Source organism: Dolomitihabitans soli (assembly GCF_022213955.1).
GTDB classification, from domain to species: domain Bacteria; phylum Actinomycetota; class Actinomycetes; order Streptosporangiales; family Streptosporangiaceae; genus Streptosporangium_A; species Streptosporangium_A soli.
In genome coordinates, this window is sequence record NZ_JAKNTW010000007.1 from 438526 (window position 1) to 462619 (window position 24094).

The 24094-nt window shown below is 70.6% G+C and carries 21 protein-coding genes; 2 read left to right on the plus strand and 19 right to left on the minus strand.

All coding sequences use genetic code 11. The annotated features are described in order from the left end of the window. Position 1: 1 nt before the first annotated feature. Together MBA17_RS17505 and gap are read right to left on the minus strand one after the other, a co-directional pair. Complete coding sequence (locus tag MBA17_RS17505) at positions 2–1189, minus strand: phosphoglycerate kinase (RefSeq protein WP_238497537.1); 1188 nt, start codon at positions 1187–1189, stop codon at positions 2–4. Next, entirely contained in the window at positions 1189–2193 is a 1005-nt protein-coding gene (gene gap, locus MBA17_RS17510; protein ID WP_238497538.1) for a type I glyceraldehyde-3-phosphate dehydrogenase, read from the minus strand. The genes MBA17_RS17505 and gap overlap by 1 nt, the downstream gene beginning before the upstream one ends. Positions 2194–2402: 209 nt before the next feature. Between gap and MBA17_RS17515 the strand changes: the two genes are divergently transcribed. Beyond that, the gene (locus MBA17_RS17515; protein ID WP_238497539.1) at positions 2403–2996 is read left to right on the plus strand and encodes a hypothetical protein; all 594 of its coding nucleotides are present in this window, start codon (positions 2403–2405) and stop codon (positions 2994–2996) included. A 30-nt stretch (positions 2997–3026) separates the two neighbouring features. Here the strand turns inward: MBA17_RS17515 and whiA are convergent, their stop codons facing one another. The 8 genes from whiA to uvrA all read right to left on the minus strand — a co-directional run bounded on the left by whiA (position 3027) and on the right by uvrA (position 12555). Next, entirely contained in the window at positions 3027–4007 is a 981-nt protein-coding gene (gene whiA / locus MBA17_RS17520) for a DNA-binding protein WhiA (RefSeq protein WP_238497540.1), read from the minus strand. A gap of 71 nt (positions 4008–4078) precedes the next feature. Further along, entirely contained in the window at positions 4079–4996 is a 918-nt protein-coding gene (locus MBA17_RS17525) for a gluconeogenesis factor YvcK family protein (RefSeq protein WP_238497590.1), read from the minus strand. 62 nt (positions 4997–5058) lie between these two features. Continuing rightward, positions 5059–5934 carry an RNase adapter RapZ gene (rapZ, locus tag MBA17_RS17530; RefSeq protein ID WP_238497541.1) on the minus strand — a complete coding sequence of 292 codons (876 nt, stop codon included), beginning with the start codon at positions 5932–5934 and terminating at the stop codon, positions 5059–5061. Next, positions 5931–7859, minus strand: a complete 1929-nt coding sequence (gene uvrC / locus MBA17_RS17535; protein ID WP_238497542.1) for an excinuclease ABC subunit UvrC — start codon at positions 7857–7859, stop codon at positions 5931–5933. Before uvrC ends, rapZ begins: the two co-directional genes overlap by 4 nt. A 48-nt stretch (positions 7860–7907) precedes the next feature. Then, positions 7908–8387: a Rieske (2Fe-2S) protein gene (locus MBA17_RS17540; protein ID WP_238497543.1), complete on the minus strand. Its 480-nt coding sequence runs from the start codon at positions 8385–8387 to the stop codon at positions 7908–7910. 115 nt (positions 8388–8502) lie between these two features. Further along, complete coding sequence (locus tag MBA17_RS17545) at positions 8503–8991, minus strand: Rieske (2Fe-2S) protein (protein ID WP_238497544.1); 489 nt, start codon at positions 8989–8991, stop codon at positions 8503–8505. Positions 8992–9156: 165 nt separating this feature from the next. Continuing rightward, complete coding sequence (locus MBA17_RS17550; RefSeq protein WP_238497545.1) at positions 9157–9597, minus strand: Rieske (2Fe-2S) protein; 441 nt, start codon at positions 9595–9597, stop codon at positions 9157–9159. 117 nt (positions 9598–9714) lie between these two features. Next, positions 9715–12555 carry an excinuclease ABC subunit UvrA gene (gene uvrA, locus MBA17_RS17555; protein ID WP_238497591.1) on the minus strand — a complete coding sequence of 947 codons (2841 nt, stop codon included), beginning with the start codon at positions 12553–12555 and terminating at the stop codon, positions 9715–9717. 243 nt (positions 12556–12798) lie between these two features. Here uvrA and MBA17_RS17560 point away from each other — a divergent pair, with 243 nt between their 5' ends. Next, the gene (locus tag MBA17_RS17560) at positions 12799–13443 is read left to right on the plus strand and encodes an MBL fold metallo-hydrolase (protein ID WP_238497546.1); all 645 of its coding nucleotides are present in this window, start codon (positions 12799–12801) and stop codon (positions 13441–13443) included. A 68-nt stretch (positions 13444–13511) separates the two neighbouring features. On the opposite strand, the gene pssA is transcribed toward MBA17_RS17560, so the two are convergent. From pssA to recN, 9 genes are all read right to left on the minus strand, one after another. Further along, positions 13512–14336 (minus strand): CDP-diacylglycerol--serine O-phosphatidyltransferase, encoded by an 825-nt coding sequence (gene pssA, locus MBA17_RS17565; RefSeq protein WP_238497547.1) that lies wholly within the window; start codon positions 14334–14336, stop codon positions 13512–13514. Next, positions 14323–14970, minus strand: a complete 648-nt coding sequence (locus tag MBA17_RS17570; protein WP_238497548.1) for a phosphatidylserine decarboxylase — start codon at positions 14968–14970, stop codon at positions 14323–14325. The genes pssA and MBA17_RS17570 overlap by 14 nt, the downstream gene beginning before the upstream one ends. Positions 14971–15087: 117 nt before the next feature. After that, positions 15088–16071 (minus strand): TerC family protein, encoded by a 984-nt coding sequence (locus tag MBA17_RS17575; protein WP_238497549.1) that lies wholly within the window; start codon positions 16069–16071, stop codon positions 15088–15090. Positions 16072–16330: 259 nt separating this feature from the next. Further along, positions 16331–17476, minus strand: a complete 1146-nt coding sequence (locus tag MBA17_RS17580) for a glycosyltransferase family 4 protein (RefSeq protein ID WP_238497550.1) — start codon at positions 17474–17476, stop codon at positions 16331–16333. After that, the gene (murJ, locus tag MBA17_RS17585) at positions 17476–19122 is read right to left on the minus strand and encodes a murein biosynthesis integral membrane protein MurJ (RefSeq protein ID WP_238497551.1); all 1647 of its coding nucleotides are present in this window, start codon (positions 19120–19122) and stop codon (positions 17476–17478) included. The genes MBA17_RS17580 and murJ overlap by 1 nt, the downstream gene beginning before the upstream one ends. 11 nt (positions 19123–19133) lie before the next feature. Beyond that, positions 19134–20012 (minus strand): hypothetical protein, encoded by an 879-nt coding sequence (locus MBA17_RS17590; protein ID WP_238497552.1) that lies wholly within the window; start codon positions 20010–20012, stop codon positions 19134–19136. A gap of 3 nt (positions 20013–20015) precedes the next feature. Further along, positions 20016–20984, minus strand: a complete 969-nt coding sequence (locus tag MBA17_RS17595; protein WP_238497553.1) for a copper transporter — start codon at positions 20982–20984, stop codon at positions 20016–20018. Then, complete coding sequence (gene steA / locus MBA17_RS17600; protein WP_238497554.1) at positions 20981–22177, minus strand: putative cytokinetic ring protein SteA; 1197 nt, start codon at positions 22175–22177, stop codon at positions 20981–20983. The genes MBA17_RS17595 and steA overlap by 4 nt, the downstream gene beginning before the upstream one ends. 118 nt (positions 22178–22295) lie before the next feature. Beyond that, a complete protein-coding gene (gene recN / locus MBA17_RS17605) occupies positions 22296–24011 on the minus strand; it encodes a DNA repair protein RecN (protein WP_238497555.1) in 1716 nt (571 codons plus the stop codon). Positions 24012–24094 lie beyond the last annotated feature (83 nt).

A 24094-nucleotide genomic window follows, 5' to 3' on the forward strand; every position in this document is an offset into this window, starting at 1 on the left:
GTCAGTCCTCCAGCGCGGCGAGCCCGGGAAGGGTCTTGCCCTCGAGATATTCAAGACTCGCACCGCCACCGGTGGAGATGTGCGAGAACCCGGCCTCCGGCAGCCCCAGCTGCCGTACGGCCGCGGCGGAGTCGCCGCCACCGACGACGGTGAAGGCGTCCGACCCGATCAACGCTTCGGCCACCGCGCGGGTTCCGCCGGAGAACGCCTCGAACTCGAACACGCCCATCGGCCCGTTCCAGAAGACCGTGCGCGCGTCGGCCAGCTTACCGGCGAACAGCTCACGGGTCGCCGGTCCGATGTCGAGCCCCTGCCTGTCGGCCGGGATCGCGGTGGTCGGGACCACCTCGTGCTCGGCGTCCGGCGCGAACCCGGTGGCGGCCAGCACGTCCACGGGGAGGATCAGCTCCACCCCGCGCTTGGCCGCCTCGTCGATGAACCCGCGCACCTGCTCCAGCTGGTCGGCCTGCAGCAGCGAGCCGCCGACCTCGTGACCCTGTGCCGCGAGGAAGGTGTAGGCCATGCCGCCGCCGATGAGCAGCCTGTCGACCTTGGCGAGCAGATTGGAGATCACACCGAGCTTGTCGGAGACCTTCGCCCCGCCGAGAACCACGACGTACGGCCTGGCGGGGTCCTCGGTGAGCTTCTTCAGCACCTCGACCTCGGCCAGCACGAGACCGCCCGCGGCGTGCGGCAGCAGGCGCGGCACATCGTAGACGCTGGCGTGCTTGCGGTGGACCGCGCCGAAGCCGTCGCCGACGTACAGCTCGGCGAGGCCGGCCAGACGCTCGGCGAACGCCGTGCGGGCGGCGTCGTCCTTGGACTCCTCCCCCGGCTCGAAGCGGAGATTCTCCAGGAGCGCCACCTGGCCGTCCTGGAGCTCCTGAGCGGTCCGCACGGCCGAGTCGCCCACCACGTCGGTGGCGAAGGCCACCTCGGTGCCGAGCAGCTCGCCCAGCCTGGCGGCCACCGGGCGCAGCGAGAACTTCGGGGTGGGCGAGCCCTTGGGCCGCCCGAGGTGCGCGCACACGATCACGCGCGCACCCCGCCCGGCGAGGGCCTGGATCGTCGGGACCGAAGCCCTGATCCGGCCGTCGTCGGTGATCGTCTCCCCGTCCAGGGGGACGTTCAGGTCGGCGCGCACGAGCACGCGCCTGCCCTGGACGTCGAGGTCGTCGATCCGGCGCATCAGAGGTCCGCGCCCACCAGCTCGATGAGGTCGGCGAGGCGGTTGGAGTAGCCCCACTCGTTGTCGTACCACCCGACGACCTTGACCTGGTTGCCGATGACCCTGGTGAGGCCGGCGTCGAGGATGCAGGACGACGGGTCGGTGACGATGTCGGACGAGACGATCGGGTCCTCGGTGTAGGTGAGGTAGCCCTTCAGGTAGCCCTCGGCGGCGGCCTTGATCGCGCCGTTGACCTCCTCGACGCTGGTCTCACGGCCGACGTCGACGGTCAGGTCGGTGGCGGACCCCGTGGGGATCGGCACGCGCAGCGCGAACCCGTCGAGCTTGCCCTTCAGCTCCGGCAGCACCAGGCCGATGGCCTTGGCCGCGCCGGTCGAGGTCGGCACGATGTTCAGCGCGGCGGCGCGGGCGCGGCGCAGGTCGCTGTGCGGGCCGTCCTGCAGGTTCTGGTCCTGCGTGTAGGCGTGGATGGTGGTCATCAGACCCTTCTCGATGCCGAGAGTGTCGTTGAGGACCTTGGCCATCGGAGCCAGGCAGTTGGTGGTGCAGGACGCGTTGGAGATGATCGTGTGCGTCGACGCGTCGTACGTGTCGTGGTTGACGCCCATCACGATCGTGACGTCCTCGTTCTTGGCGGGCGCCGAGATGATGACCTTCTTCGCGCCGTTGTCGGCGTGCGCCCTCGCCTTGTTGGCGTCGGTGAAGAAGCCCGTGGACTCGACCACCACGTCGACCCCGAGGTCGCCCCAGGGCAGCTTGGCCGGGTCACGCTCGGCGAACGCCTTGATGGCCTTGCCGTCAACGGCGATCTCGTCCGCAGAGGCCTTCACCTCGTACGGCAGGCGGCCGAGGATGCTGTCGTACTTCAGCAGATGGGCAAGCGTCGCATTGTCGGTCAGGTCGTTGACCGCGACGATCTCAATGTCCTTGCCGCTTGCCGCAACTGCACGCCAGAAGTTGCGGCCGATACGGCCGAAGCCGTTGACGCCTACGCGGATGCTCACGGCACCGATCTCCTTGTAAGTGGGAATGCGCCGGACCAGGCCGACGCCATGGCGGGCTGAAACCTCAACTACGAACACTATCGGACCCAAATTGGTTTAGACCACGTCCGGGTCCCCCCCGGCATGGTCGATCCCCAGACGGCTTATGCCCCGTTCCAGTAAAGTGCCCGAATTGTCACTGTAAGCACACGAGACCCAAGGATCGCCCCATGTCACAGGAGATCGCCCCACCCAGGACAGGACTCATCCCCGGCATCGTCGCCGGACTCGTCGCCGCCCTGGTCGGCGCCGCCGCCTACGGCACCCTCATCGCCGTCACCGAAGCCCAGATCGGCATCGCCGCGGTCGGCGTCGGCGTCGTGGTCGGCCTGGCGGTGACGGCCGTCAAGCCCACCAGTCCGGTGCTGCCCGCGCTGGCGGCCCTGTTCGCCCTGATCGCCTGCGCGCTCGGGCAGATCGGCGGGCTGACGGCCCTCTACATGAAGGCCACGAACGACGACGACTACGTCAGGTCGTTCACCCAGACCGTCAACCTCTTCGGTGAAATCGTCGGCGAGGATCCCATGACGCTGCTCTTCTGGGCGATCAGCGCCTTCGCCGGCTTCGGCTTCGTGAACAGGCGCGTCAAGGCCGCCGTCGCGGCCCGGTCGGCTTCGGAGCAGCCGGCAGCCCAGCCGCGCGGCCCGTTCGAGGCGGCCGCCACCGGCTCCGCCAAGACACCGGTCGCCGACGCCCCGGCCTTCCCGCTGCCTCCCGCCCGGCCCTTCCCCGGCCCCCCGCAGACGCCGCACGACGGAAAGTGAGACCACTCTCCGTCATGCGAGCACATACCGTCAGGGCGCGAGCATGTCGATGGTGAGATTGGCCTCAGTGTTCGGAATGCCGAGATCGACGGCGCGCTTGTCGGCCATGGCGAGCAGGCGGCGGATCCGCCCCGCGATCGCGTCCTTGGTCAGGGGCGGGTCGGCGATCTGGCCGAGCTCCTCCAGCGAGGCCTGCTTGTGCTCGACGCGCAGGCGACCGGCCACCACGAGATGCTCCGGCGCCTCCTCACCGAGGATCTCCAGGGCGCGCTGCACCCTGGCCCCGGCCGCCACGGCCGCACGGGCCGACCTGCGCAGATTGGCGTCGTCGAAGTTGGCCAGCCGGTTGGCCGTGGCACGGACCTCGCGCCGCATCCGGCGCTCCTCCCAGGCCAGCACGCTGTCGTGGGCGCCGAGACGGGTCAGCAGCGCGCCGATGGCGTCGCCGTCGCGGACCACCACGCGGTCGACGCCGCGTACCTCGCGGGCCTTCGCGTGGATCTTCAACCGCCGCGCGGATCCGACCAGGGCCAGCGCCGCCTCGGGCCCCGGGCACGTCACCTCCAGCGACATCGACCTGCCGGGCTCGGTCAGCGAGCCGTGCGCCAGGAACGCCCCCCGCCACGCCGCCTCCGCGTCGCAGGTCGCCCCCGCGACCACCTGACGCGGCAGGCCGCGAACCGGCCGGCCGTGGTTGTCGATCAACCCGGTCTGCCGGGCCAGCGCCTCACCGTCGCGGTAGACCCGCACCACATAACGTGATCCCTTGCGCAGTCCCGCAGGGGCCAGGACGAGCACCTCGGCCTTGTGGCCGAACACCTCGCCGATGTCCTTGATCAGCCGCCGCGCCGTGACGTTGGTGTCGAGCTCGGCCTCGATCACGATGCGCCCGCCCACCAGGTGCAGCCCGCTCGCGAACCGGAGCAGCGTCGACACCTCCGCCTTGCGGCAGCAAGGCTTCAGGACCGAAAGGCGGCTCAGCTCGTCCTTCACCACACCTGTCATCGCCATGTGCGTTAGTCCTCCCCCATTCAGACCGGCTCACAGCAGTCTCTCGCACTCACAGACCGCGCTGACCAGGATCAACGCTTCTCACGGAAAATCTCGTCCAGGACCGAGGCAAGACGTCGTGCATCATGCCTGGGCGACCCGTCGGCCGCTGCGACGCCGGCCGTGACGAGGCGCGCGCCCATCGCGACGGCGGCCTTCTCCAACTCCTCGGGGTCGTCCACCACCCCGGTGTCGGCGAGTACGACGTCGAGGCCGAGGGCGGGCGCGTGCCGCCTCAGGACCGCCAGGTGCTCCTGGGGGGAGAAGCCGTCGGTCTCGCCGGCCTGCGGCGCGAGGTTGAGCGCCACCAGCCTCCTGGCCTTGGTGGCGTGCAGGGCCTCGGCCAGCCGAGGCACCTTCAGGTGCGGCAGCACACTGGTGAACCAGGATCCGGGTCCGAACACCACCCAGTCGGCGTCGAGCACGGCCTGGATGGCTTCGGGTGAGGCGGGCGGATCAGTGGGGACCAGGGAGATCGCCCGCACCGTGCCAGGGGTCAGCGCGCACGCGACCTGGCCGCGCACGGTGGTGATCAGGCCGTCGACCTCGACCTCCGCCACGATGTCGAGCGGAACCGAGGCCATCGGCAGCACCCTGCCGTGCGCGCCGAGCAGGCGGCCCACCCAGTCGAGCGCGGCGACGGGATCGTCGAGCAGCTCCCACAGCGCCACGATGAGCAGGTTCCCCACCGCGTGCCCGTGCAGGTCGCCCTCGCTGCGGAACCGGTGCTGGACCACCTCGCTCCAGGTGCGTCCCCACTCGTCGTCGCCGCACAGCGCGGCCAGCGCCATCCGCAGGTCGCCGGGCGGCAGCACACCCAGTTCCTTGCGCAGCCTGCCGCTGGACCCGCCGTCATCGGCCACCGTGACCACCGCGGTCAGCGCGGAGGTGACCCGGCGCAGCGCCGACAGCGACGCGTACAGCCCGTGGCCGCCGCCGAGCGCCACCACCTTCGGTCCGGCGTCAGTGACGGCCGCGGCGGGATAGGGGAGAGGAGGTTCGTCGGGGGCGCTCACTCCCGGCCCACATCTCTGTGGCTCACCTGCACCTCCATCGAGCGATCACGCAATCGGCCACCGATCTGCTCGGACACGGCGACGCTGCGGTGCTTGCCCCCGGTGCAGCCCACGGCCAGCGTCACGTAGCTCTTGCCCTCGCGCGTGTAGCCGGCCGCGATCACGCCGAGCACCTCCTCGTAGGCGTCGAGGAACTCCTTGGCGCCGGGCTGGTTGAGCACGTAGTCGCGGACGGGGGCGTCGAGACCGTTCATGGGGCGCAGCTCCGGGACCCAGTGCGGATTGGGCAGGAACCTGCAGTCGACGACGAGATCGGCGTCCACGGGCAGGCCGTACTTGTAACCGAAGGAGACCACGTTGACGCGCAGCCCCGGCCGGTCGTCGCCGCCGAAGAAGGCCACGATCTTGCGCCGGAGCTCGTGCACGTTGAGGGAGGAGGTGTCGAGCACCAGGTCGGCGTTGGCCCGCACCTCGCGCAACAGGCCCCGCTCGCGTGCGATGCCGTCGACCAGCCGGCCCTCACCCTGCAGCGGGTGCGGACGGCGGACGTTCTCGAACCTGCGGACCAGCCCGTCGTCGCCGGCCTCCAGGAAGACCACGCGTACGGCGACGCCGCGGCCTTCCAGCTCCTCGATCGCCGCGTTCATGTCGGTGGTGAATGCCAGGCTGCGCACGTCGACCACCGCGGCCACCTTGTCGGCCGCGAGTTTGACCCGCCCCGCCTCCTCCGCCAGGGAGAACAGCAGCCCCGGCGGCAGGTTGTCGATCACGAACCAGCCGAGGTCCTCCAGCGCCTTCGCCGCCGTGCTCCGCCCCGCGCCGGACATGCCGGTGACGATGACGAACGCCGGTTCCGTGCCCTTCGCGCTCATGAACCCTCCCCCTTCAACGCCGACACGATCACTTCGGCCAGCGCGGGACCGATCCCCTGCACCTCGCACATCTCGGCGGCGGTGGCGTCACGCAGCCGCTTCACCGAGCCGAAGTGCCGCAGCAGGGCTTGCCTGCGAGCGGGGCCGAGCCCTGGAACCTGGTCCAGCGCGCTTTCCTTGACACTCTTGGACCGCTTGGCTCGATGGTAGGTGATGGCGAAGCGATGCGCTTCGTCACGCACGCGTTGCAGCAGGTAGAGACCTTCGCTCGACCTTGGCATGATCACCGGTTGGTCGTCGCCGGGCTGCCACACCTCTTCCAGCCGCTTGGCCAGCCCGCAGATCGCCACGTCGTCGACGCCCAGTTCGTCGAGCGCCCGCTGGGCGGCCGCCGCCTGCGCGGGGCCGCCGTCGACGACCACCAGGTTGGGCGGGTAGGCGAACTTCCGCGGGCGGCCGGTCTCCGGGTCGATCGGGTCGCCGGCCGGCTCCGCGCCGAGCTCCCCCGTCGCGCTGCGCTCCTCCAGGTATCTCTTGAACCGCCGTGAGATCACCTCGTGGATGGAGGCGACGTCGCCCTGCCCGGACAGGTTGCGGATGGCGAAGCGGCGGTACTCGCTCTTGCGGGCGAGCCCGTCTTCGAAGACCACCATCGAGGCCACCACGTCGTCACCCATCATGTGGGACACGTCGTAGCACTCGATGCGGAGCGGGACCTGCTCCAGGTCGAGCGCGTCCGTGATCTCCTGCAGCGCCTTGCTGCGGGTCGTGAGATCACTGGCCCTGCGCAGCTTGTGCTGGGCCAGCGACTCCTTGGCGTTGCGCTCGACGGTCTCCATCAGCGTCTTCTTGTCGCCACGCCGGGGCACCCGCACGTCGACCCGGCCACGGCGCTGCTCGCCGAGCAACTCGACGACGGCCTCGGCCTCCGGCGGCATGGTGGGCACCAGCACCTCGCGGGGCAGCGCCTCGGGGGCGGCCGCGCCGTACATCTGCAGCAGGAAGTGCTCCACGAGCTCGCCCTGGGTGGTCTCCTCGACCTTGTCCACGACCCAGCCCCGCTGGCCCCTGATCCGCCCGTTGCGCACGTAGAACACCTGGACGGAGGCTTCGAGCTGGTCCTCGGCCAGTGCGACCACATCGCAGTCGGTGCCCTCGCCGAGCACGACGGCCTGCTTCTCGAGCGCCCGCTGCAACGCCTGGACGTCGTCGCGCAGCCTGGCCGCCCGTTCGAACTCCTCCTCGGCGGCGGCGGCGTGCATCCGGCGCTCCAGGCGTTTGATGAACCTGGCCGTGTTGCCGGCCATGAAGTCGCAGAACTCCTCGGCGAGCGCCCGGTGCTCCTCCTCGGTCACCCGTGCGACGCACGGCGCGGCGCACTTGTCGATGTAGCCGAGCAGGCAGGGCCGCCCGATCTGGCTCGCGCGCTTGAACACCCCGGCCGAGCAGGTGCGCACCGGGAAGACCCGCAGCAGCAGGTCGACGGTCTCGCGGATCGCCCAGGCGTGGGAGTAGGGGCCGAAGTAGCGGGTGCCCTTGCGTTTGGCGCCGCGCAGCACCTGGACTCTCGGGAACCGCTCGTCCATGGTCACCGCGAGGTAGGGATAGGACTTGTCGTCGCGGTACTTCACGTTGAACCGCGGGTCGAACTCCTTGATCCAGGAGTATTCGAGCTGGAGCGCCTCGACCTCGGTGCCGACCACGGTCCAGTCGACGTCGGCGGCGGTGGTCAGCATGGTCTGGGTGCGCGGGTGCAGGCCGGCGAAGTCGGCGAAGTAGGAGTTGAGCCGCTGCCTCAGGCTCTTGGCCTTGCCCACGTAGATGACCCGGCCGCCGGCGTCTCTGAATCGGTAGACGCCGGGCGACTCGGGGATCGACCCTGCTGCGGGCCGGAAGCTGAGGGGGCTGCTCGCGGATCTCGCCACACTCGAAAGCCTATCGGCCCGCGCCGACAGGAACGGGCCCGGCGGCGCTCAGGCCAGGGCGATCTGGTCTCCCGACACCGAGATCTTCACCTCGGCCAGCGGCGCCTTCGCCGGTCCTCCCTGCACGGAGCCGTCGCTCGTGCTGAACTTGCTCATGTGGCACGGGCAGATGATCGAGCCGTCCTTCACCTCCTCGACCGAGCAGCCGCGGTGGGTGCAGACCGCCGTGAACGCCTTGAACTCGCCCGCGCTCGGCTGGACCACCACGACCTTCTGGTCCTTGAAGACCGCGCCGCCGCCCACCGGGATGTCGGCCGTCGCGGCGAGCGCCGCCCCGGTCTTCCCCGACTGTTCCGCCGACGCGGAGGGCGCCGGCTGTTCCGCGGACGCGGCGGGCTCCGCCTCGGTGGGCTGGGCCGCGGTGGGCTCCTCCGCGGACCCGCCGCACGCCGCGAGCGTCACCGCCAGGCCGCTCGCTCCGGCGCCCATGATGAGGGTGCGCCGTGTGGTGTTGTCGTTGACTCGCATGACGGCAGCCAACCGCACCCGGCTGAGAGAAATATGAGACGAGGGTTGCCGCCGTCGCCCGCCGTTCTGAGCGGCCCGGCGGGCGACGGCGGCGTCTTGGCGCCCCCGGCGAGGATCAGGCGAGCGAGATGGCGTCGCCGTCCACGCTGATCTTCACTTCGGGTAGCGGGTCGGTCGCGGGGCCGTTGTCGACCGAGCCATCGGCGATCTTGAACTTGCTGCCGTGACACGGGCAGTTGATCGTGCCGTTGCTGACACTCTTCACCGGGCATCCCTGGTGGGTGCACGTGGTGCTGAACGCCTTGAACTCGCCCGCGCTCGGCTGGGTGACGACGACCTTCTCGCTCTCGAAGATCTTACCGCCCCCTTCGGGGATGTCGGACGTCTTGGCGAATCCGGCGGAGCCGTCGTCGCCGGCGGTCTCCTCCGGCGCCGACGGCTGGGGCTCCCCGGTGGCCTTGTCGTCGACCACGGCCCCGCTCGGCTCGCCGTACCCCGAACAGGCCGTCAGGACGGCGGCCAGGCCCGCGCCGCCCGCGCCGAGCACCATGGCCCGGCGCGTGGTCGTCGGCGCTCCCCTGCCGATGTCGCTCCGCTCACTCATCGCGGCCTCCCGGCAGACAGGACCCGGCTCGCGGGCTGATAAGCGACAAGGTACACACAGTCACCCTCCCAGGGTTCTTTCCTAGACGTACGGCTCGCACCCGGCACAGGTTCAGCCTGGCGAACGTCTTCCCTGGGAACTATGAATATTTACCCGTACGGCGGGTCAGAGCAGCACGATCTCGTCGTCGTCCACACGCAGCGGGAACTCGGCCAGCGGCGCCTCCGCGGGCCCCTTCAGGCACTTTCCGGAGTCCGCCGCGAACTCACTGCCGTGACACGGGCACTGGATGATCCCCTCCTCGACCCGCCCCACCGCGCAGCCCTTGTGCGGACAGTTCGCGGTGAACGCCTTGAACACCCCCGCCGACGGCTGAGTGATCACGACCTTCCACTTGTCGATCACCGTGCCGCCGCCGACCGGGACGTCGGCCGTCTTCGCGATGACCTTCCCCTTGATCCCCGGCGGTACGGCGGGCACGCCCGGCTCACCGGCGCCGCACGCGGTCAGCGCGACCCCGCAGGCGGCCACACCGGCGACGCCCAGCACCCGGCGCCGCGTCGGCCCGTTTTCCGGCATGACGAACTCAGCTGTCTCCGTGGACATCGTGTTGCGGCCCCTCCTCGCAACTCCCCCGAAACCGGGCTTGTCCCAAGCGTATTGACGGGTGGCCCCGGTCCCCGATCTGGGGAGGGGCCACCCATTCCCGCGTGGGAGGCCCAGTCAGATGGCCAGGATCTTCCGCAGGAACCTGCCCGTGTGGCTCGCCTCGACCAGGGCGATGTCCTCGGGCGTACCGGCTGCCACCAGGCCGCCGCCGCGGGACCCGCCCTCCGGGCCCATGTCGACGACCCAGTCGGCGGTCTTGATGACGTCGAGGTTGTGCTCGATGACGATCACCGTGTTGCCGCCGTCGACCAGGCGGCCGAGCACGCCGAGGAGCCGGCGGATGTCCTCGAAGTGCAGGCCGGTGGTCGGCTCGTCGAGAACGTAGACGGTGCGCCCGGTGGAGCGGCGCTGCAGCTCCGAGGCGAGCTTCACCCGCTGGGCCTCGCCGCCGGACAACGTGGTGGCCGGCTGGCCGAGCCGCACGTAACCGAGGCCCACGTCGTTGAGCGTCTTCAGGTGCCGCTTGATCGCCGGGATGGCCTCGAAGAAGGCCAGTCCCTCCTCGATCGGCATGTCGAGCACCTCGGAGATCGTCTTGCCCTTGTAGTGGACCTCCAGGGTCTCCCGGTTGTAGCGGGCCCCGTGGCAGATCTCGCAGGGGACGTAGACGTCGGGCAGGAAGTTCATCTCGATCTTGATGGTGCCGTCGCCCGCGCACGCCTCGCAGCGCCCGCCCTTGACGTTGAAGCTGAACCTGCCGGGCAGGTAGCCGCGGATCTTCGCCTCGCCGGTGGCCGCGAACAGTTTGCGCACGTGGTCGAAGACGCCGGTGTAGGTCGCCGGGTTGGACCGCGGGGTGCGGCCGATCGGCGACTGGTCCACGTGCACGACCTTGTCCACCTGGTCGACGCCGTTGACCCGGGAGTGCCGGCCGGGGACGGTACGGGCGCCGTTGAGGTCTCTCGCGAGGGCGTTGTAGAGGATGTCGTTGACCAGGGTCGACTTGCCCGAGCCCGAGACGCCCGTCACGGCGGTGAACACGCCGAGCGGGAACTCCACGTCGACGCCCTTGAGGTTGTGCTCGCGGGCGCCCTTGACGGTGAGCTGACGCTTCTTGTCCCGTTTGCGGCGCTCCGCGGGGACGCCGATCGACTTCCGGCCGCTCAGGTAGGCGCCGGTCATCGACTCCTCGCTGGTGAGCAGGTCCTCTACGGTGCCGGAGACCACCACCTGGCCGCCGTGCTCACCGGCTCCGGGGCCGATGTCGACGACCCAGTCGGCCGCGGCGATCGTGTCCTCGTCGTGTTCGACGACGATCAGCGTGTTGCCCATGTCGCGGAGCCGGATCAGGGTCTCCAGCAGCCGGTGGTTGTCACGCTGGTGCAGGCCGATGGAGGGCTCGTCGAGCACGTAGAGGACGCCGACGAGGCCGGAGCCGATCTGCGTGGCCAGGCGGATCCGCTGCGCCTCGCCACCGGCCAGGGTGCCCGCCGCGCGGTCCATGGTCAGGTAGTCGAGGCCGACGTCGAGCAGGAAGCCCATCCGGGCGTTGATCTCCTTGACCACCCGCTCGGCGATCTGCATGTCACGGTCGGAGAGCTTCAGCGCGGCCAGGAACTTCGCGCACTCCCCGATCGACATACCCGAGATGTCGGCGATCGACCGGTCGGCGACCGTCACCGCGAGCGAGACCGGCTTCAGCCTGGCGCCCTTGCAGGTCGGGCAGGGGATCTCGCGCATGAAGCCTTCGAACCGCTCGCGCGAGGAGTCGCTCTCCGCCTCCACGTGCCGGCGCTGCACCCAGGGGATGACGCCCTCGTAGGTCGTGTAGTAGGAGCGCTGCCGGCCGTAGCGGTTGCTGTAGCGGACGTGGACCTGCTCGTCGTGACCGTGCAGCAGGGCCTTCTGCGCCTTCTTGCTCAGCCGCTCCCACGGAGTGTCGAGGGTGAAGGCCATGATGTTGCCCAGCGCCTCGACGAGCCGGATGAAGTAGTCGCTGGTGTGGCCGCTGGCCCACGGTGACAGGGCGCCGTCGCCGAGCGTCTTCTCCGGGTCGGGCACCACCAGGTCGGGGTCGACCTCCATCCGGGTGCCGAGCCCGGTGCAGTCGGGACAGGCGCCGAACGGCGAGTTGAAGGAGAAGGACCTCGGCTCCAGCTCCTCGAACGACAGGTCGTCGTAGGGGCAGTAGAGGTGCTCGGAGTAGAACCGCTCACGGCCGGGGTCGTCGTCGGGGAGGTCGACGAACTCCAGCGTGATGGTGCCGCCGGAGAGCAGGAGCGCGGTCTCCACCGAGTCGGTGAGCCGCCGCCGCGCGGTGTCCTTCACCGCGAGCCGGTCGACGATCACCTCGATGTCGTGCGTCTCGTACTTCTTCAGGGTGGGCGGCTCCTCCAGCCGGACCACCGTGCCGTCGACCCTGGCCCTGGCGAAGCCCTTGGTCTGGAGCTGGCCGAAGAGCTCGGCGTATTCGCCCTTGCGGCCGCGGACCACCGGCGCCAGGACCTGGAAACGCGTGCCCTCGGGCAACTCCAGGACGCGGTCGACGATCTGCTGGGGGGTCTGCCGGGCGATGGGCCGTTCGCACTGCGGGCAGTGCGGCTTGCCGATGCGCGCCCAGAGCAACCGCAGGTAGTCGTAGACCTCCGTGATGGTGCCCACGGTCGAACGCGGGTTGCGGCTGGTCGACTTCTGGTCGATGGAGACCGCGGGCGAGAGGCCCTCGATGAAGTCGACGTCCGGCTTGTCCATCTGGCCGAGGAACTGCCTGGCGTAGGACGACAGCGACTCCACGTAGCGGCGCTGGCCCTCCGCGAAGATGGTGTCGAAGGCCAGGCTGGACTTGCCGGACCCGGAGAGCCCGGTGAAGACGATCAGAGAATCCCGTGGCAGATCCAGGGAGACGTCTTTGAGGTTGTGTTCACGTGCGCCACGCACGATGAGGCGGTCAGCCACGGCGGTCCCGATGTCGAAGGTCGAAAAGGTCAGTACCTGCTTCACGGGCAGGGTAGCGGGGGGCTACGACAATTTCCGGCGCCCGGTGCCCGGCCCTCTTCAGACTAGGGGCCCGGCTGCCTTCTCGCAGGTCACCTGGTGGAACAACGGGAGGCGACCGAGTTATGCCCGCGTAGTGGAGGATAGGACCCTTAGGGGCCGCATGGCGGCGGGCCCGAACGCGACACTGTCGAGGGAGTATTTGTGACCTACACCGGCGACGTCTCCAAAGGCGGCCCCGCCGACGTCCGCGAGCTGACCGAGCTGACCATCAGCAAGCTCGAGGTCGGCGACTTCGGCAACAACGCCTACCTGCTTCGCTGCAACGAGACCGGCGACGGCCTGCTGATCGACGCGGCGGCCGAGCCCGACCGGCTGCGCGAGCTGATCGGCGACCTGCCGATCAGCAAGATCGTCACCACCCACCGGCACAAGGACCACTGGATGGGACTGACCGAACTGGCCAGGTCCACCGGGGCCACGGTGGTCGCCCACACCCTGGACGCACCCGAATTGCCGGTGCCCGTCGGCCTGGAGGTCGAGCACGGCGACCGGATCACCGTGGGCGTCGTGAGCCTGGACGTCATCCACCTGCGCGGTCACACACCCGGCTCGATCGCCCTGCTCCATCAGGACGCCCACCTGTTCACCGGCGACTCGCTCTTCCCCGGCGGGGTGGGCAACACCCAGGGCGACCGGGCCCGCTTCGCCCAGCTCTTCGGAGACGTGAAGGAGCGCATCTTCGACAGGCTGCCCGACGAGGTCTGGGTCTACCCGGGTCACGGCAGGGACACCACGCTCGGGGCGGAGCGCGCCTCGCTCCCCGAGTGGGAGGCCCGCGGCTGGTAGCCCCCGGAACGCGGAACGGCGAAGACCCGGTGCACGGGTCTTCGCCGTCGGATCCGGCTCAGGGACGATCAGCCGGGGCGGCGTTCCCTGCGCTGCTCCCGCTTGAACATCAGCACGCGCAACGGGATCGCCGTGACCAGCGCGATCTGCATGCTCGCACCGACCTTGATCAGCGTGTCGCCGCCCTCGGGCCAGGCCGCCCACACGGTCAGGCAGGCGACGTTGATCATGATCCAGGCGAGCACCACCGCGGCGAGCTGGCCCTTGGGCTTGGGATACTCGATCCGGCTGACCATCAGCCAGGCCACCGCGAAGATCGCGCCCAGCGACAGGTACGTCGGCTGGAAGAGCAGGACGACCGAGACGACGGTCATGGCGCCCATCGGAATGGGCAGTCCCATGAAGTCGCCGCTGTTGGTCTTCACGCAGGCGAACCTGGCCAGCCGTACGACACCGGCGATCAGCACCGAGGCCGCGGCGCACAGCACCAGCCAGAGCGGGAGCTTCGAGGTGAAGCCCGCCCAGATCACCACCATGAAGGCCGGCGCGAAGCCGAAACTGATCACGTCGGCGAGGTTGTCGAGCTCCGCGCCCATCGCGGAGGCCCGGAACCTGCGTGCCACGAGCCCGTCGAACAGGTCGCAGGTGGCGCCGATCAGCAGCAGCACCACCGCGGTCGCGAAGTAGCGTGGCTCAGGAGCGAACTTCTGCTCCGCCTGGAGCTGGCTGATCGCCGACCAGGCGAGCACGCACACGGCGAGGAAGCCGCACAGCGCGTTGCCCAGTGACAAGGAGTCCGCGGCGGACAGGCGGAACGCCTTACCGACCGGACCCTTGGGTTCGTCGACGTCGTCCAGTTCCTCCACCGGCCAGCTAGCGTCAGCCGTGGTCAAGGCCTGTCACCCCCGCAACGGTTCTCTGCCCGACGGTCAGCGCCGGGGCGATGCCCTCGGGGAGGTACACGTCCACCCGTGAGCCCAGCCGGATCAGTCCGATCCGGTCGGCGCGCGCCACCTTGGCGCCCACCCTCAGATACGGCACGATGCGGCGCGCGACCGCGCCGGCGATCTGCACCAGTTCGATGTCGCCGAGTTCGGTGTCGAAATGCCATACCACGCGCTCGTTCTGGTCGCTGTCCTTGTTGAAGGCGGGAACGAATCCACCTGTCACATGCTCCACCGAGGTGACGGTCCCGGCAAGAGGCGCCCGGTTGACGTGTACGTCGAGCGGGCTCATGAAGATCGCCACCCTGGTCCGGCCGTCCGGCCACGGGTCGATGCTCTGCACCACCCCGTCGGCCGGCGAGAGGATCCGCGCGGGCCCTGGGGCACGCTCGGGATCGCGGAAGAACCAGAGCATGCCGCCGGTGAGCGCGGTCAGCGGGACCGCGGCGAACGCCCAGCGCCGGTCTCGCCCGGCGAGGAGCGAGGTGGCCGCCGCGGCCGCCGCGGTCGGTGCCAGCCACGGTGAGACACCGCGGGCCAGCCGTACCCGGCCGGACTTGGACCTTGCAGAATCGTGGGACACGGGGAACCTTTTGTGATGACTTTCGGCTATGTGCGCCGCCTTTGTGGAGAATGTTACCGATCCCACAACCCATAGTCGGCGTAATGAGACAAGCAAACCGTCTCGAACGCCGTTCCGCTAGCCCTGTGTCGAACTGTCGGCGGTCGAGATCTCCCCGCGCGCGTCGCGCCGGGACTTGACCAGAGAGGCGACCGTCGTGACGAACATGCTGAGCACGATGACGGACAGCGACATCCAGATCGGCACCTCGGGAGCCCACGTGACGCCACCGGAGTGCAGCGCCTCAAGAATCAGCTTAACTCCGATGAAACCGAGGATGAACGCCAGACCATAGCTGAGGTAGACGAGACGCTGGAGCAGACCGCCGAGCAGGAAGTAGAGCTGGCGCAGGCCCATCAGGGCGAACGCGTTGGCGGTGAAGACGATGAAGGCGTCCTGGGTGAGCCCGAAGATGGCCGGAATCGAGTCGATCGCGAACAGCAGGTCGGTGGTGCCGATCGCGATCATCACGATCAGCATCGGAGTGACCATCCGCCGGCCGTCGACCCTGACGGTGACCTTGGAGCCCACGTAGTCGTCGGTGGTCGGCAGCGCACGCCTGGCCCAGCGCAGCAGGGCGTTCTCGTTGAGATCGTCTTCCTTGCCGTGCTGGCGGACGAGGTTGACCGCGGTGTAGATCAGGAAGATGCCGAAGACGTAGAACAGCCAGCTGAAGTTGGCCAGGGCGGCGGCGCCCAGGGCGATGAAGATGCCGCGCATGACGAGCGCGATCACGATGCCCACCAGCAGCACCTTGTGCTGGTACTCCTTGGGGACCGCGAAGCGGGTCATGATGATGTAGAAGACGAACAGGTTGTCCACGCTCAGGCTGTACTCGGTGAGATAGCCCGCGAAGAACTGGCCCGCGTGGGTCGGCCCGTCGAACAGCCAGACGCCGAGGCCGAAGAGAACCGCGAGACTGACGTAGAAGCCGACCCAGAAGCCGGCTTGCCGCATCGAGAACTCGCGGGGTTCACCTCGGTCGACGATCCACAGATCGACGGCGAGCACCACAAGAAGGCCGCCGATCACGGCGGCCCATGCCCATACAGAAACGTCCACAGTTAATTGACCCTCCGGCGCGCGCGACAAGTCTGCCGGAGGTCTCTCCCGCCCTTGAACAAGACGGACCGGCAGCCCCGGGGGCCTCGTGGAGCGAGGCGGCACCGTGATGACGAGACTGTCGCGAAGGGATACTCCCCCCCTAATCGGCTCAGTATAGGTGAACGGCTAAGCCTGACCTAATCATCCCCCACGGACCGGGATACGCGCTGATCAAACCCCTCTGAAAGCCGGGCCATCCCGATCCGGAGGCGCCGGATCAGCGTCCCGTCTCGTCGGCACGCCCCGGCCGGGGACGGCCGCCGGCACAGCGGCGGTAGACGGCCAGGGCCGCCGAGAGCGCCTGTTCCTCGTCCGGCAACTCGCCGGCCCGCCGTACCGCCGCCTCGGCGAGGCTCCGGGCCAGGCCGGGGTCGTCCAGCACGCGCGCCACCGCGGTCCGCATCGCCGCCACATCGCCGTACGGCACCAGCAGCCCCGCGTCCCCCACCATCGCGGGGATCCCCCCCACGGCGGTCGCGACGACGGGCCGCCCGGCCCGCAACGCCTCGTGGACGCTCAGCGGCTGCCCCTCCCACCTGCTCGGCACCAGTACGGCGTGCGCCGCGGCGAGCAGGTCGGGGACGTCGTCCCGGTCCCCCAGCAGCCGCACGGGAAGCCCGTCCCGATCGATCCGCTCCCCCAGCTCCGCCCGCAACGGCCCGCCCCCCGCCACGACGAAGAGCGGCCCGCCCGGGAATCCCGCCGCGACGTCGAGGAGCGTCTCCAGCCCTTTCTGCTGGGCCAGCCTCGCGATCGTGAGCAGCACGGGCCGGTCACCGGCGCCCAGCTCCGCACGCACCGCCTCCGGCGTACGGCGAGGCCCGGCCGGAGCGGGCGCGGGCACCACGGCGTCCGCCACGTCCTTCGCCCCGAGCGCCGACATCCGCTCGCCCAGATCGGGGGACACCGCGAGCACCGCCGACGCCCTCCGGGCCACCACCCGCTCCAGCACCCCGTACACCGCCCCCACGGCCCCGCCCGCGGTGAGCGCGTTGTGCAACGTCACCACCAGCGGCACCCGGGTCCCCGTCAACGCCAGCCCGGCCAGCGCCCCGGCCCGCACCCCGTGCGCGTGCACCACGTCCGCGCCCGCCCCCGGGACGCCGGGACGCGGGCCCGCGGCCACCCCCCGGATCGTCGTCCCCGCACGCAGATCACGAAGCGGGTGCGGCCGGTCGGAGATCGGGACGGGCTGGAAGCGGGCGCCCGCGGCGGTGAACCCGAAGCGATCCTCGGTGCCGGCGGGCCCCGCCACCACGACCTGGTGTCCCTGCCGCACCAGCCCGCCGGCGAGCATCCGTACGTGCCGCCCCACCCCGCCGGAACTCGTTCCCAGCACCAGCATGATCCGCAGCTCGCCCATCAGCCTTCCTCTCCCACGTCGTCCCTCCGGCGCGTGACCCGCGCCAGCACCGCACGAGCGTCGGGCCCGTCGACCAGAACCGCCACCAGCCCGCTCACGGCGAGGGCCACCAGACCGGCGAGGGCGGCCAGGAACACGTTCGCCCACACGCCGTCCAGATCGAGCCAGGCCACCACGGCCGCGCCGGCGAGCCAGCCGAGACCGCCGCCGAGCACCGCCGCCGCCGTCGCCCTCCCCACCCCGGCGAGCGCCGCCGCTCCCCGCGCCCCCACCACGGCCACCGCCAGCAGGCCGCCGCCGACGCTCATCCCGACGGCGCTCCCCAGCGCGAGACCGCCGATCAGCCAGTCACGCGGCAGCACGAACACGAAGACCGTCTGCGCGATCATCACGGCGACCCATCCCGTGACCATCCCCGCGGCCGCGGCCCGCCCCCGCCCCGCCGCGTACAGCACCCTGCTGAGATGCGCCACCAGCCCGTACCCGACGAGCCCGGGCGCGAACAGCGCGATCCCCCTGGCCAGCTCCCCCGCGTCGACCCCGCTGTCGGTGCCCTGCACGAACACCTTCGCGACCGGCAGCGCCACCGCCCCCAGGAACCCGGCCGCCAGCCCCGACACCAGCACCACCGCCCGGCTGGTCCGCGCGGCGGTCGCGGCGAACCCCACGGCGTCCGCCGCCCGCGCGGCGAGCGCGGGAAAGGCACTCGTCGCGATCGGTACGGCGAGCACCGCGTAGGGCACCTGGTAGATCGCCCAGGCGTAGTTGTAGGCGGCGATGCCCCCCACCCCCACCTTCCGATTGGCCAGGATGACGACCAGCGCCATCGCGGCCTGCTGGGCGAGCAGCGCGGCCAGCCCCGCCGCCGCCAGGCTTCTGACCTGCACGGCGACACCGTCCGGGAAGCGCAACGTCGGCCGCAGGCGCAGCCGGAGCCGGGCGGCGGGGCCGATCACGGCGACCACGAGCGCGAGAACGCCGAGGGTCGTCCCCGCCGACAGGGCCAGCTCGGCGGGCCAGGGAACGTCCGCGAGGTCGGGGTGATGGCCGCCGCTGAGCGGGACGAAGGCCAGGTAGGCGGCGATGACCACCAGGCTGGAGAGGAGCGGGGCCACCGCGGGCCCGGCGAACCGCCGATGCGCCTGGAGCACGCCGTACAGGACGACGGCCACGCCGTACATCGGGATCTGCGCGGCGAAGACGACGAGCATCCTGGTCGCCACGGTCACCAGGCCGGCGGTGTCGTCGCAGCCTTCCACGGCGGCGCCGAGGAAGAGGCGGATGATCGGCTCGGCGAACACCGCCGTGAGCGCGCCGAGCGGGACCAGTACGATGATCACCCAGGTGAGGAGTGCCGAGGTGACGCGGCCGACCCGGGCTCTCGCCTCATGGTCGCCGGCGATCGCCAGCGTGGCGGACCCGGCCAGGACCGGCACGACCATTCCCGCGAGCGCGCCGCCGACGACGACCTCGTAGACGAGGTTGGGCACATGGTTGGCGGTGTAGTAGGCGGTCGACAGGCACTCGGTCCCGACGGTACGGGCGAAAGCGAGCTGCTTGCCGAATCCGGTCACCCGGGCGGCGATCGTGATGGCCCCGATGAGCACCGCCGCCCCGGCGATCCCCGTGCCGAGCCGTTTGAACACTTCCGCTCGCTTCAGACCCCGGCCGGGACGGGAGCGGGGACGGCGGGCGGCGCCGGGCGGCGGCCGAGCATGTCGACGCGGTTCAGCACCGGGTTGCCCGCGATGACCTTGGTGAAGCTGATCTTCTCGGAGGCCGCGGTCAGCGCCGCGACGGTGCCCAGCAGCGCCAGGCGGCCGGGACGGCCCAGCCGGGTGACGGCGGCGAGGCCGAGGAGCGCGCCCAGCGCGTTGGCGCCCGCGTCGCCCAGCATGGCCCGCTCGCCGAGGTCGTCGGGCAGCAGCGCGACGGCGGCGCCCAGCGGAATCGCGGTGAGTGCGGCCGCGACCGGACGGCCACGCAGCAGCGAGACGCCGAGCAGCGGGCCGCCGGTGAGCAGGCCCACCTTGATGGCCCGGCCCGGCCGCAGGTCGAACAGGTTGGCGAGGTTGGCGCTGCCCGCGACGGCCGCCCCGTTGACCAGCGTGTCGACCGGGCCCCGCGACACCAGCGTGGCCGCCGCCAGACCGGTGGCGCCGATCCCGAGGATCTTCACCGCGCCGCTGGTGACCTCACCCTTGGCGAGGGCGCCGAGGTGTCCCTTGAACCCCTTGGAGGAGGCTCCGCCGTACAGGTCGTCGTAGGCGCCGAGCGCACCGCTGCCGACCCCGGCGAGCAGTGCGGCGGCCTTGACCCTGCCGGGCAGGCCCGGGGTGAGCGCGGCGGCCACGCCCGCGCCCGCGACGAACGCGGGGCCTTCGAGGAGCGTGATCGGCTCGCCGCGATGGTTGGTGCGGGTCCAGGTCTTCTCGTCGCCGAGCGGGGGCCGCCGGCGGAAGGCGGTGTAGGCGGCCCGCGCGGCCACGGCGCCGAGCGCCGCTCCGGCCAGGGCGGCGATGAGGGCACGGGCCATCGGTCAGCCTCCGGATGAGCTGGGGGTGGATGAGGGGGAAGGACTGGGCTCGACGGCGGAGGCCATGGGGCCCACGCCGTAGTGACCGGAGTCGCCCGCGAGCTGTTCCCGCAGCGCGTAGACCGCGACGACCCTGCCCATCGGGAGGTCGGCGGTGTCCACGCTGGACACGGTGTCGGCGGCCTCGTCCGAGTCGCGCAACGCGGTGATCAAACCGCCGGCGCCCGCCGCGGCCTCGGTGCCGACGATGAGGGTGCCGCCGTCGGCGCCGTCGAGCCCGGCGGCCAGCGCCACGATCGCGTCGTTCTGCACGTCGGCGTTGTCGCCTTCGTAGGGATCGGCGGGGGCCATCATGACGGCCAGCGTGGCCCGCTGAGAGGGAGCGCCGCTCATCGTGATCAGCGAGCCCTTCTGGAACGCGTCGAGCGCCCCGGCCGCGGCGGGGTTCTCCCGGCCCCCCTGCGCGCTGTCGCCGGTGACGACCGCCGCCGAGAGCACGGCGGCGGCCTTGTCGTACGGCGTGGCGTCTTCGGGGAAGGTCATCTCGGCGGGCTTGGCCGCCATGGCGAGCTGGTCGACCAGCCCGGTCTGCTTGGGATCGAGGTACTTCTCGGTGATCGCGACCCGCCCGCTCACCGCCGCCCCCGCCTGGGTGAGCGCCTGCTGCATGGCGTCGCGCAGCGCGGCCGTCACGCCCGGCGGCTCCACGATGACCACTCGCTCGCCGGTCAGGGCGCCCTGGACGAGCTGGGCGGCGTGGGTCCCGATGAACTCGTCGTTGCCGCCCTCGCGGCGCTTCAGGGTGTCGATCTCCGTCTGCAGGTCGGTGTTGCGCTGCCTGACCTGTTCCACCGTCTGTTTCGCGAGGTCGATGGCCGGCTCCTGGAAGAAGACGGTGCCCAGCACGATGCCGACCGACAACGCGAGGAAGATCGCGACGATCGAGACGAGGTGATAGCGGAAATCGATCACGAGAAGAGTCCGACCAACCAGAAGATGAAGCCGTTCCAGAAGTCGCGCAGACCGTTCAGCCAGATCTGGCCGACGGGGGACACCGCGAGTGCCACACCGAAGGTGATCAGGGTGGTCAACACGAGCAAAAGGAGCGACGGTGTGGAGATCCGGCTCCGGTAGAGCCGGCTGACGCCCTTCGCGTCGATGAGCTTGCTGCCCACCCGCAGGCGGGTGAGGAAGGTGCTCGCCATGCCGGAGCGACCCTTGTCGAGGAACTCCACCAGGGTCGCGTGCGTGCCGACGGCCACCATCAGATCGGCGCCCTTGTCATCGGCGAGCAGCATCGCGATGTCCTCGCTGGTGCCGAGGGCGGGGAAGAGCACGGCCTCGCGGCCGAGCTGGTGCACCCGTTCCAGGCCGGGCGCACGGCCGTCCCGGTAGGCGTGCACCACGAGCTCGGCGCCGCCGGTGAGGGCCTTGGTCGAGACCGAGTCGAAGTCGCCGACGATGATGTCGGGCAGGTAGCCGGCCTCCAGCAGCGCGTCGGCGCCGCCGTCCACCCCGATCAGCACCGGACGGTACTCCCGGATGTAGGGGCGCAGCGTCGCGAGGTCTTCCTTGTAGTGGTAGCCGCGCACCACGATCAGGACGTGGCGGCCCTCCATCGAGGTGCGGATCTCCGGTACGCCGACCCCGTCGATGAGCAGGTCACGCTCGCGCCGGACGTATTCCATGGTGTTGGCGGCGAACGCCTCGATCTGGACGGAGAGCCCGGCTCGGGCCTCGGTCATCGCCGCCTCGACCGACTCCACGGTCTCCAGGTCGCCCTTGCCGACCATCTCTTCGAGCAGATAGACGACACCCTCGTGGACCCGGACGACGTCGCCGTCCTTGACCCGCTCGAACAGCTCGGGAGTGGCGTTGTCGACGAACGGGATCCCGGCTTCGACGATGATCTGAGGGCCGAGGTTCGGATAGCGCCCGCTGATGCCGGCCGCCACGTTGACCACCGCCGCGACACCGCATGCGACAAGCGCCTCCGCGCTCACCCGGTCGACGTCAACGTGATCGATAATCGCGATCTCCCCGGGCCTGAGGCGCTTGGTCAGCCTCTTGGTCCGCCGATCGATTCTCGCCACTGCCGTCACCCCGGGAAGGTCGTCGACCTTCCAGCGGCGGAGGCCCGGAACCCTCATGCCCGGAACCTTCATCGTGACCATCCTGCCAGAGTGAGCGACCCCCTCGGCCCACACGAGTCGCGGCGTGTCGGTTTTGTAACGGACCGTGATGATCGGGTACGGCGAATGACCGCTGCCCGACGCGGCAAGTTCACACTTTCGTCGCCGCCGCGATCTCCAGGAGCTCCTCGGCGTGCGCGCGGCCGAGTTCGGAGTCCTCCAGGCCGGCGAGCATCCGCGACAGCTCCCGCACCCGGCTCTCGTGATCGAGGGTGACCACGCCACTGCGGACGACCCTGCCGTCGCTCGCCTTCTCCACCACGAGGTGCTGGTCGGCGAACGCGGCCACCTGCGGAAGGTGGGTGACCACGATGACCTGCGCGGTTCGGGCCAGCATGGCGAGCCGGCGGCCGATCTCGACCGCCGCCTTGCCGCCGACACCCGCGTCGACCTCGTCGAAGACGAAGGTCGGCACCGGGTCGGCACCCGCGAAGACCACCTCGATGGCGAGCATCACCCGGCTGAGCTCGCCACCGGACGCGCCCTTGTTGAGCGGCAGCGGCGGCGCGGCGGGGTGGGCGGACATGCGCACCTCGACCTCGTCGACGCCGTGCACGCCGAAGTCCTGGCTCCGGGTGAGCTGCACCACCACACGCGCGTGCGGCATGGCGAGCGCGGTCAGCTCGTCGGTGACCGCCTGGCCGAAGCGGGTCGCCGCCGCGGTGCGGATCCTGGTCAGCTCGGCGGCCAGCTCGGTCAGCCGCTCGGTCAGCTCGTCGTGCTCGCGGGTCAGCTCCTCGATGCGGTCGTCGTCGCCGTCGAGCTCGTCCACCCGGAGCGCCGCCTGCTCGGCCCAGGCGAGCACCGACGCGGCGTCCACACCGTACTTGCGGATCAGGCCGCCGAGCAGGGACCTGCGCTCCTGGACCGCGGCCATCCTTCTCGGGTCGGCCTCGACCGACTCCGCGTAGGCGGCGAGTTCGGTGGCCACGTCGGTGACCAGGTATCCGGCCTCGGCGAGCCGGTCGCCCAGCCCGCCGAGGGCCGGGTCGAACTCGCGCGCCGCCTCCACAGCCGCGCGCGCCTGCCCGAGCAGGGTGATCGCGTCCTGCACCGTCTCGGCACCGCCGCTCATCGGGTCGCCCAGCAACGCGGTGTGCGCGTTCGTCGCGGCGTTGCGCAAGGCGTCGGCGTGGGAGAGCCGCGCCTCCTCCTCTTTCAGCTCCACGTCCTCACCGGCCCTGGGGGCGACCTTCTCGATCTCCTCCAGCCCGAACCGCAGGACGCCGGCCTCCTGCGCACGCTCCCTGGCCCGCGTGGTGATCTCCAGGAGCCGCTCGCCGACCTCCTTGTGCCGTTTGTGGGCCTGGGTATAGGCGCGCAACGGCTTGACCAGCTCCTCGCCCGCGTATCTGTCGAGCGCCGCACGCTGCCTGGCGGGCTGGAGCAGCCGCTGCTGGTCCATCTGGCCGTGCACGGCCACCAGGTCGTCGGCCAGATAGGTGAGCGTGCCGACCGGAACCGCGCGGCCGCCGAGCCAGGCGCGGCTGCGCCCCTCGGCGGAGACCGTGCGCGAGATGATCAGCTCGCCCTCCTCGACCGTGCCGCCCAGGTCCTCGACCTGCTGGGCCACCCTGCCCGTCGCCTCGATGACCAGCGTGCCCTCGATGGTGGTCTTGTCGACCCCCGGGCGCACGCGTGCCGGGTCGGCCCTACCGCCGAACAACAGCCCCAGCCCGGTGACCACCATCGTCTTGCCCGCGCCGGTCTCGCCCGTGACCACGGTGAATCCCGGCGAAAGCTCCAGGACGGCCTCGTCGATGACACCGAGTCCCTGGATCCGGACCTCCTCGACCCTGGGTCGCACTGGTCCCTCCCGTCACATCCCAGTCACCTGTTCATGATCGCGCCGGCCGAGCGGGTGATCGTCTCCTGGTTTCCTCGCCTGCC

Bases quoted from the DNA above. Each gene is read 5' to 3' on its own strand.
- MBA17_RS17505 (WP_238497537.1), bottom strand. From the start codon at position 1,189: ATGCGCCGGATCGACGACCTCGACGTCCAGGGCAGGCGCGTGCTCGTG.
- MBA17_RS17515 (WP_238497539.1), top strand. From the start codon at position 2,403: ATGTCACAGGAGATCGCCCCACCCAGGACAGGACTCATCCCCGGCATC.
- whiA (WP_238497540.1), bottom strand. From the start codon at position 4,007: ATGGCGATGACAGGTGTGGTGAAGGACGAGCTGAGCCGCCTTTCGGTC.
- rapZ (WP_238497541.1), bottom strand. From the start codon at position 5,934: ATGAGCGCGAAGGGCACGGAACCGGCGTTCGTCATCGTCACCGGCATG.
- MBA17_RS17540 (WP_238497543.1), bottom strand. From the start codon at position 8,387: ATGCGAGTCAACGACAACACCACACGGCGCACCCTCATCATGGGCGCC.
- MBA17_RS17545 (WP_238497544.1), bottom strand. From the start codon at position 8,991: ATGAGTGAGCGGAGCGACATCGGCAGGGGAGCGCCGACGACCACGCGC.
- MBA17_RS17550 (WP_238497545.1), bottom strand. From the start codon at position 9,597: ATGTCCACGGAGACAGCTGAGTTCGTCATGCCGGAAAACGGGCCGACG.
- MBA17_RS17580 (WP_238497550.1), bottom strand. From the start codon at position 17,476: ATGGGCGAGCTGCGGATCATGCTGGTGCTGGGAACGAGTTCCGGCGGG.
- MBA17_RS17590 (WP_238497552.1), bottom strand. From the start codon at position 20,012: ATGGCCCGTGCCCTCATCGCCGCCCTGGCCGGAGCGGCGCTCGGCGCC.
- steA (WP_238497554.1), bottom strand. From the start codon at position 22,177: ATGAAGGTTCCGGGCATGAGGGTTCCGGGCCTCCGCCGCTGGAAGGTC.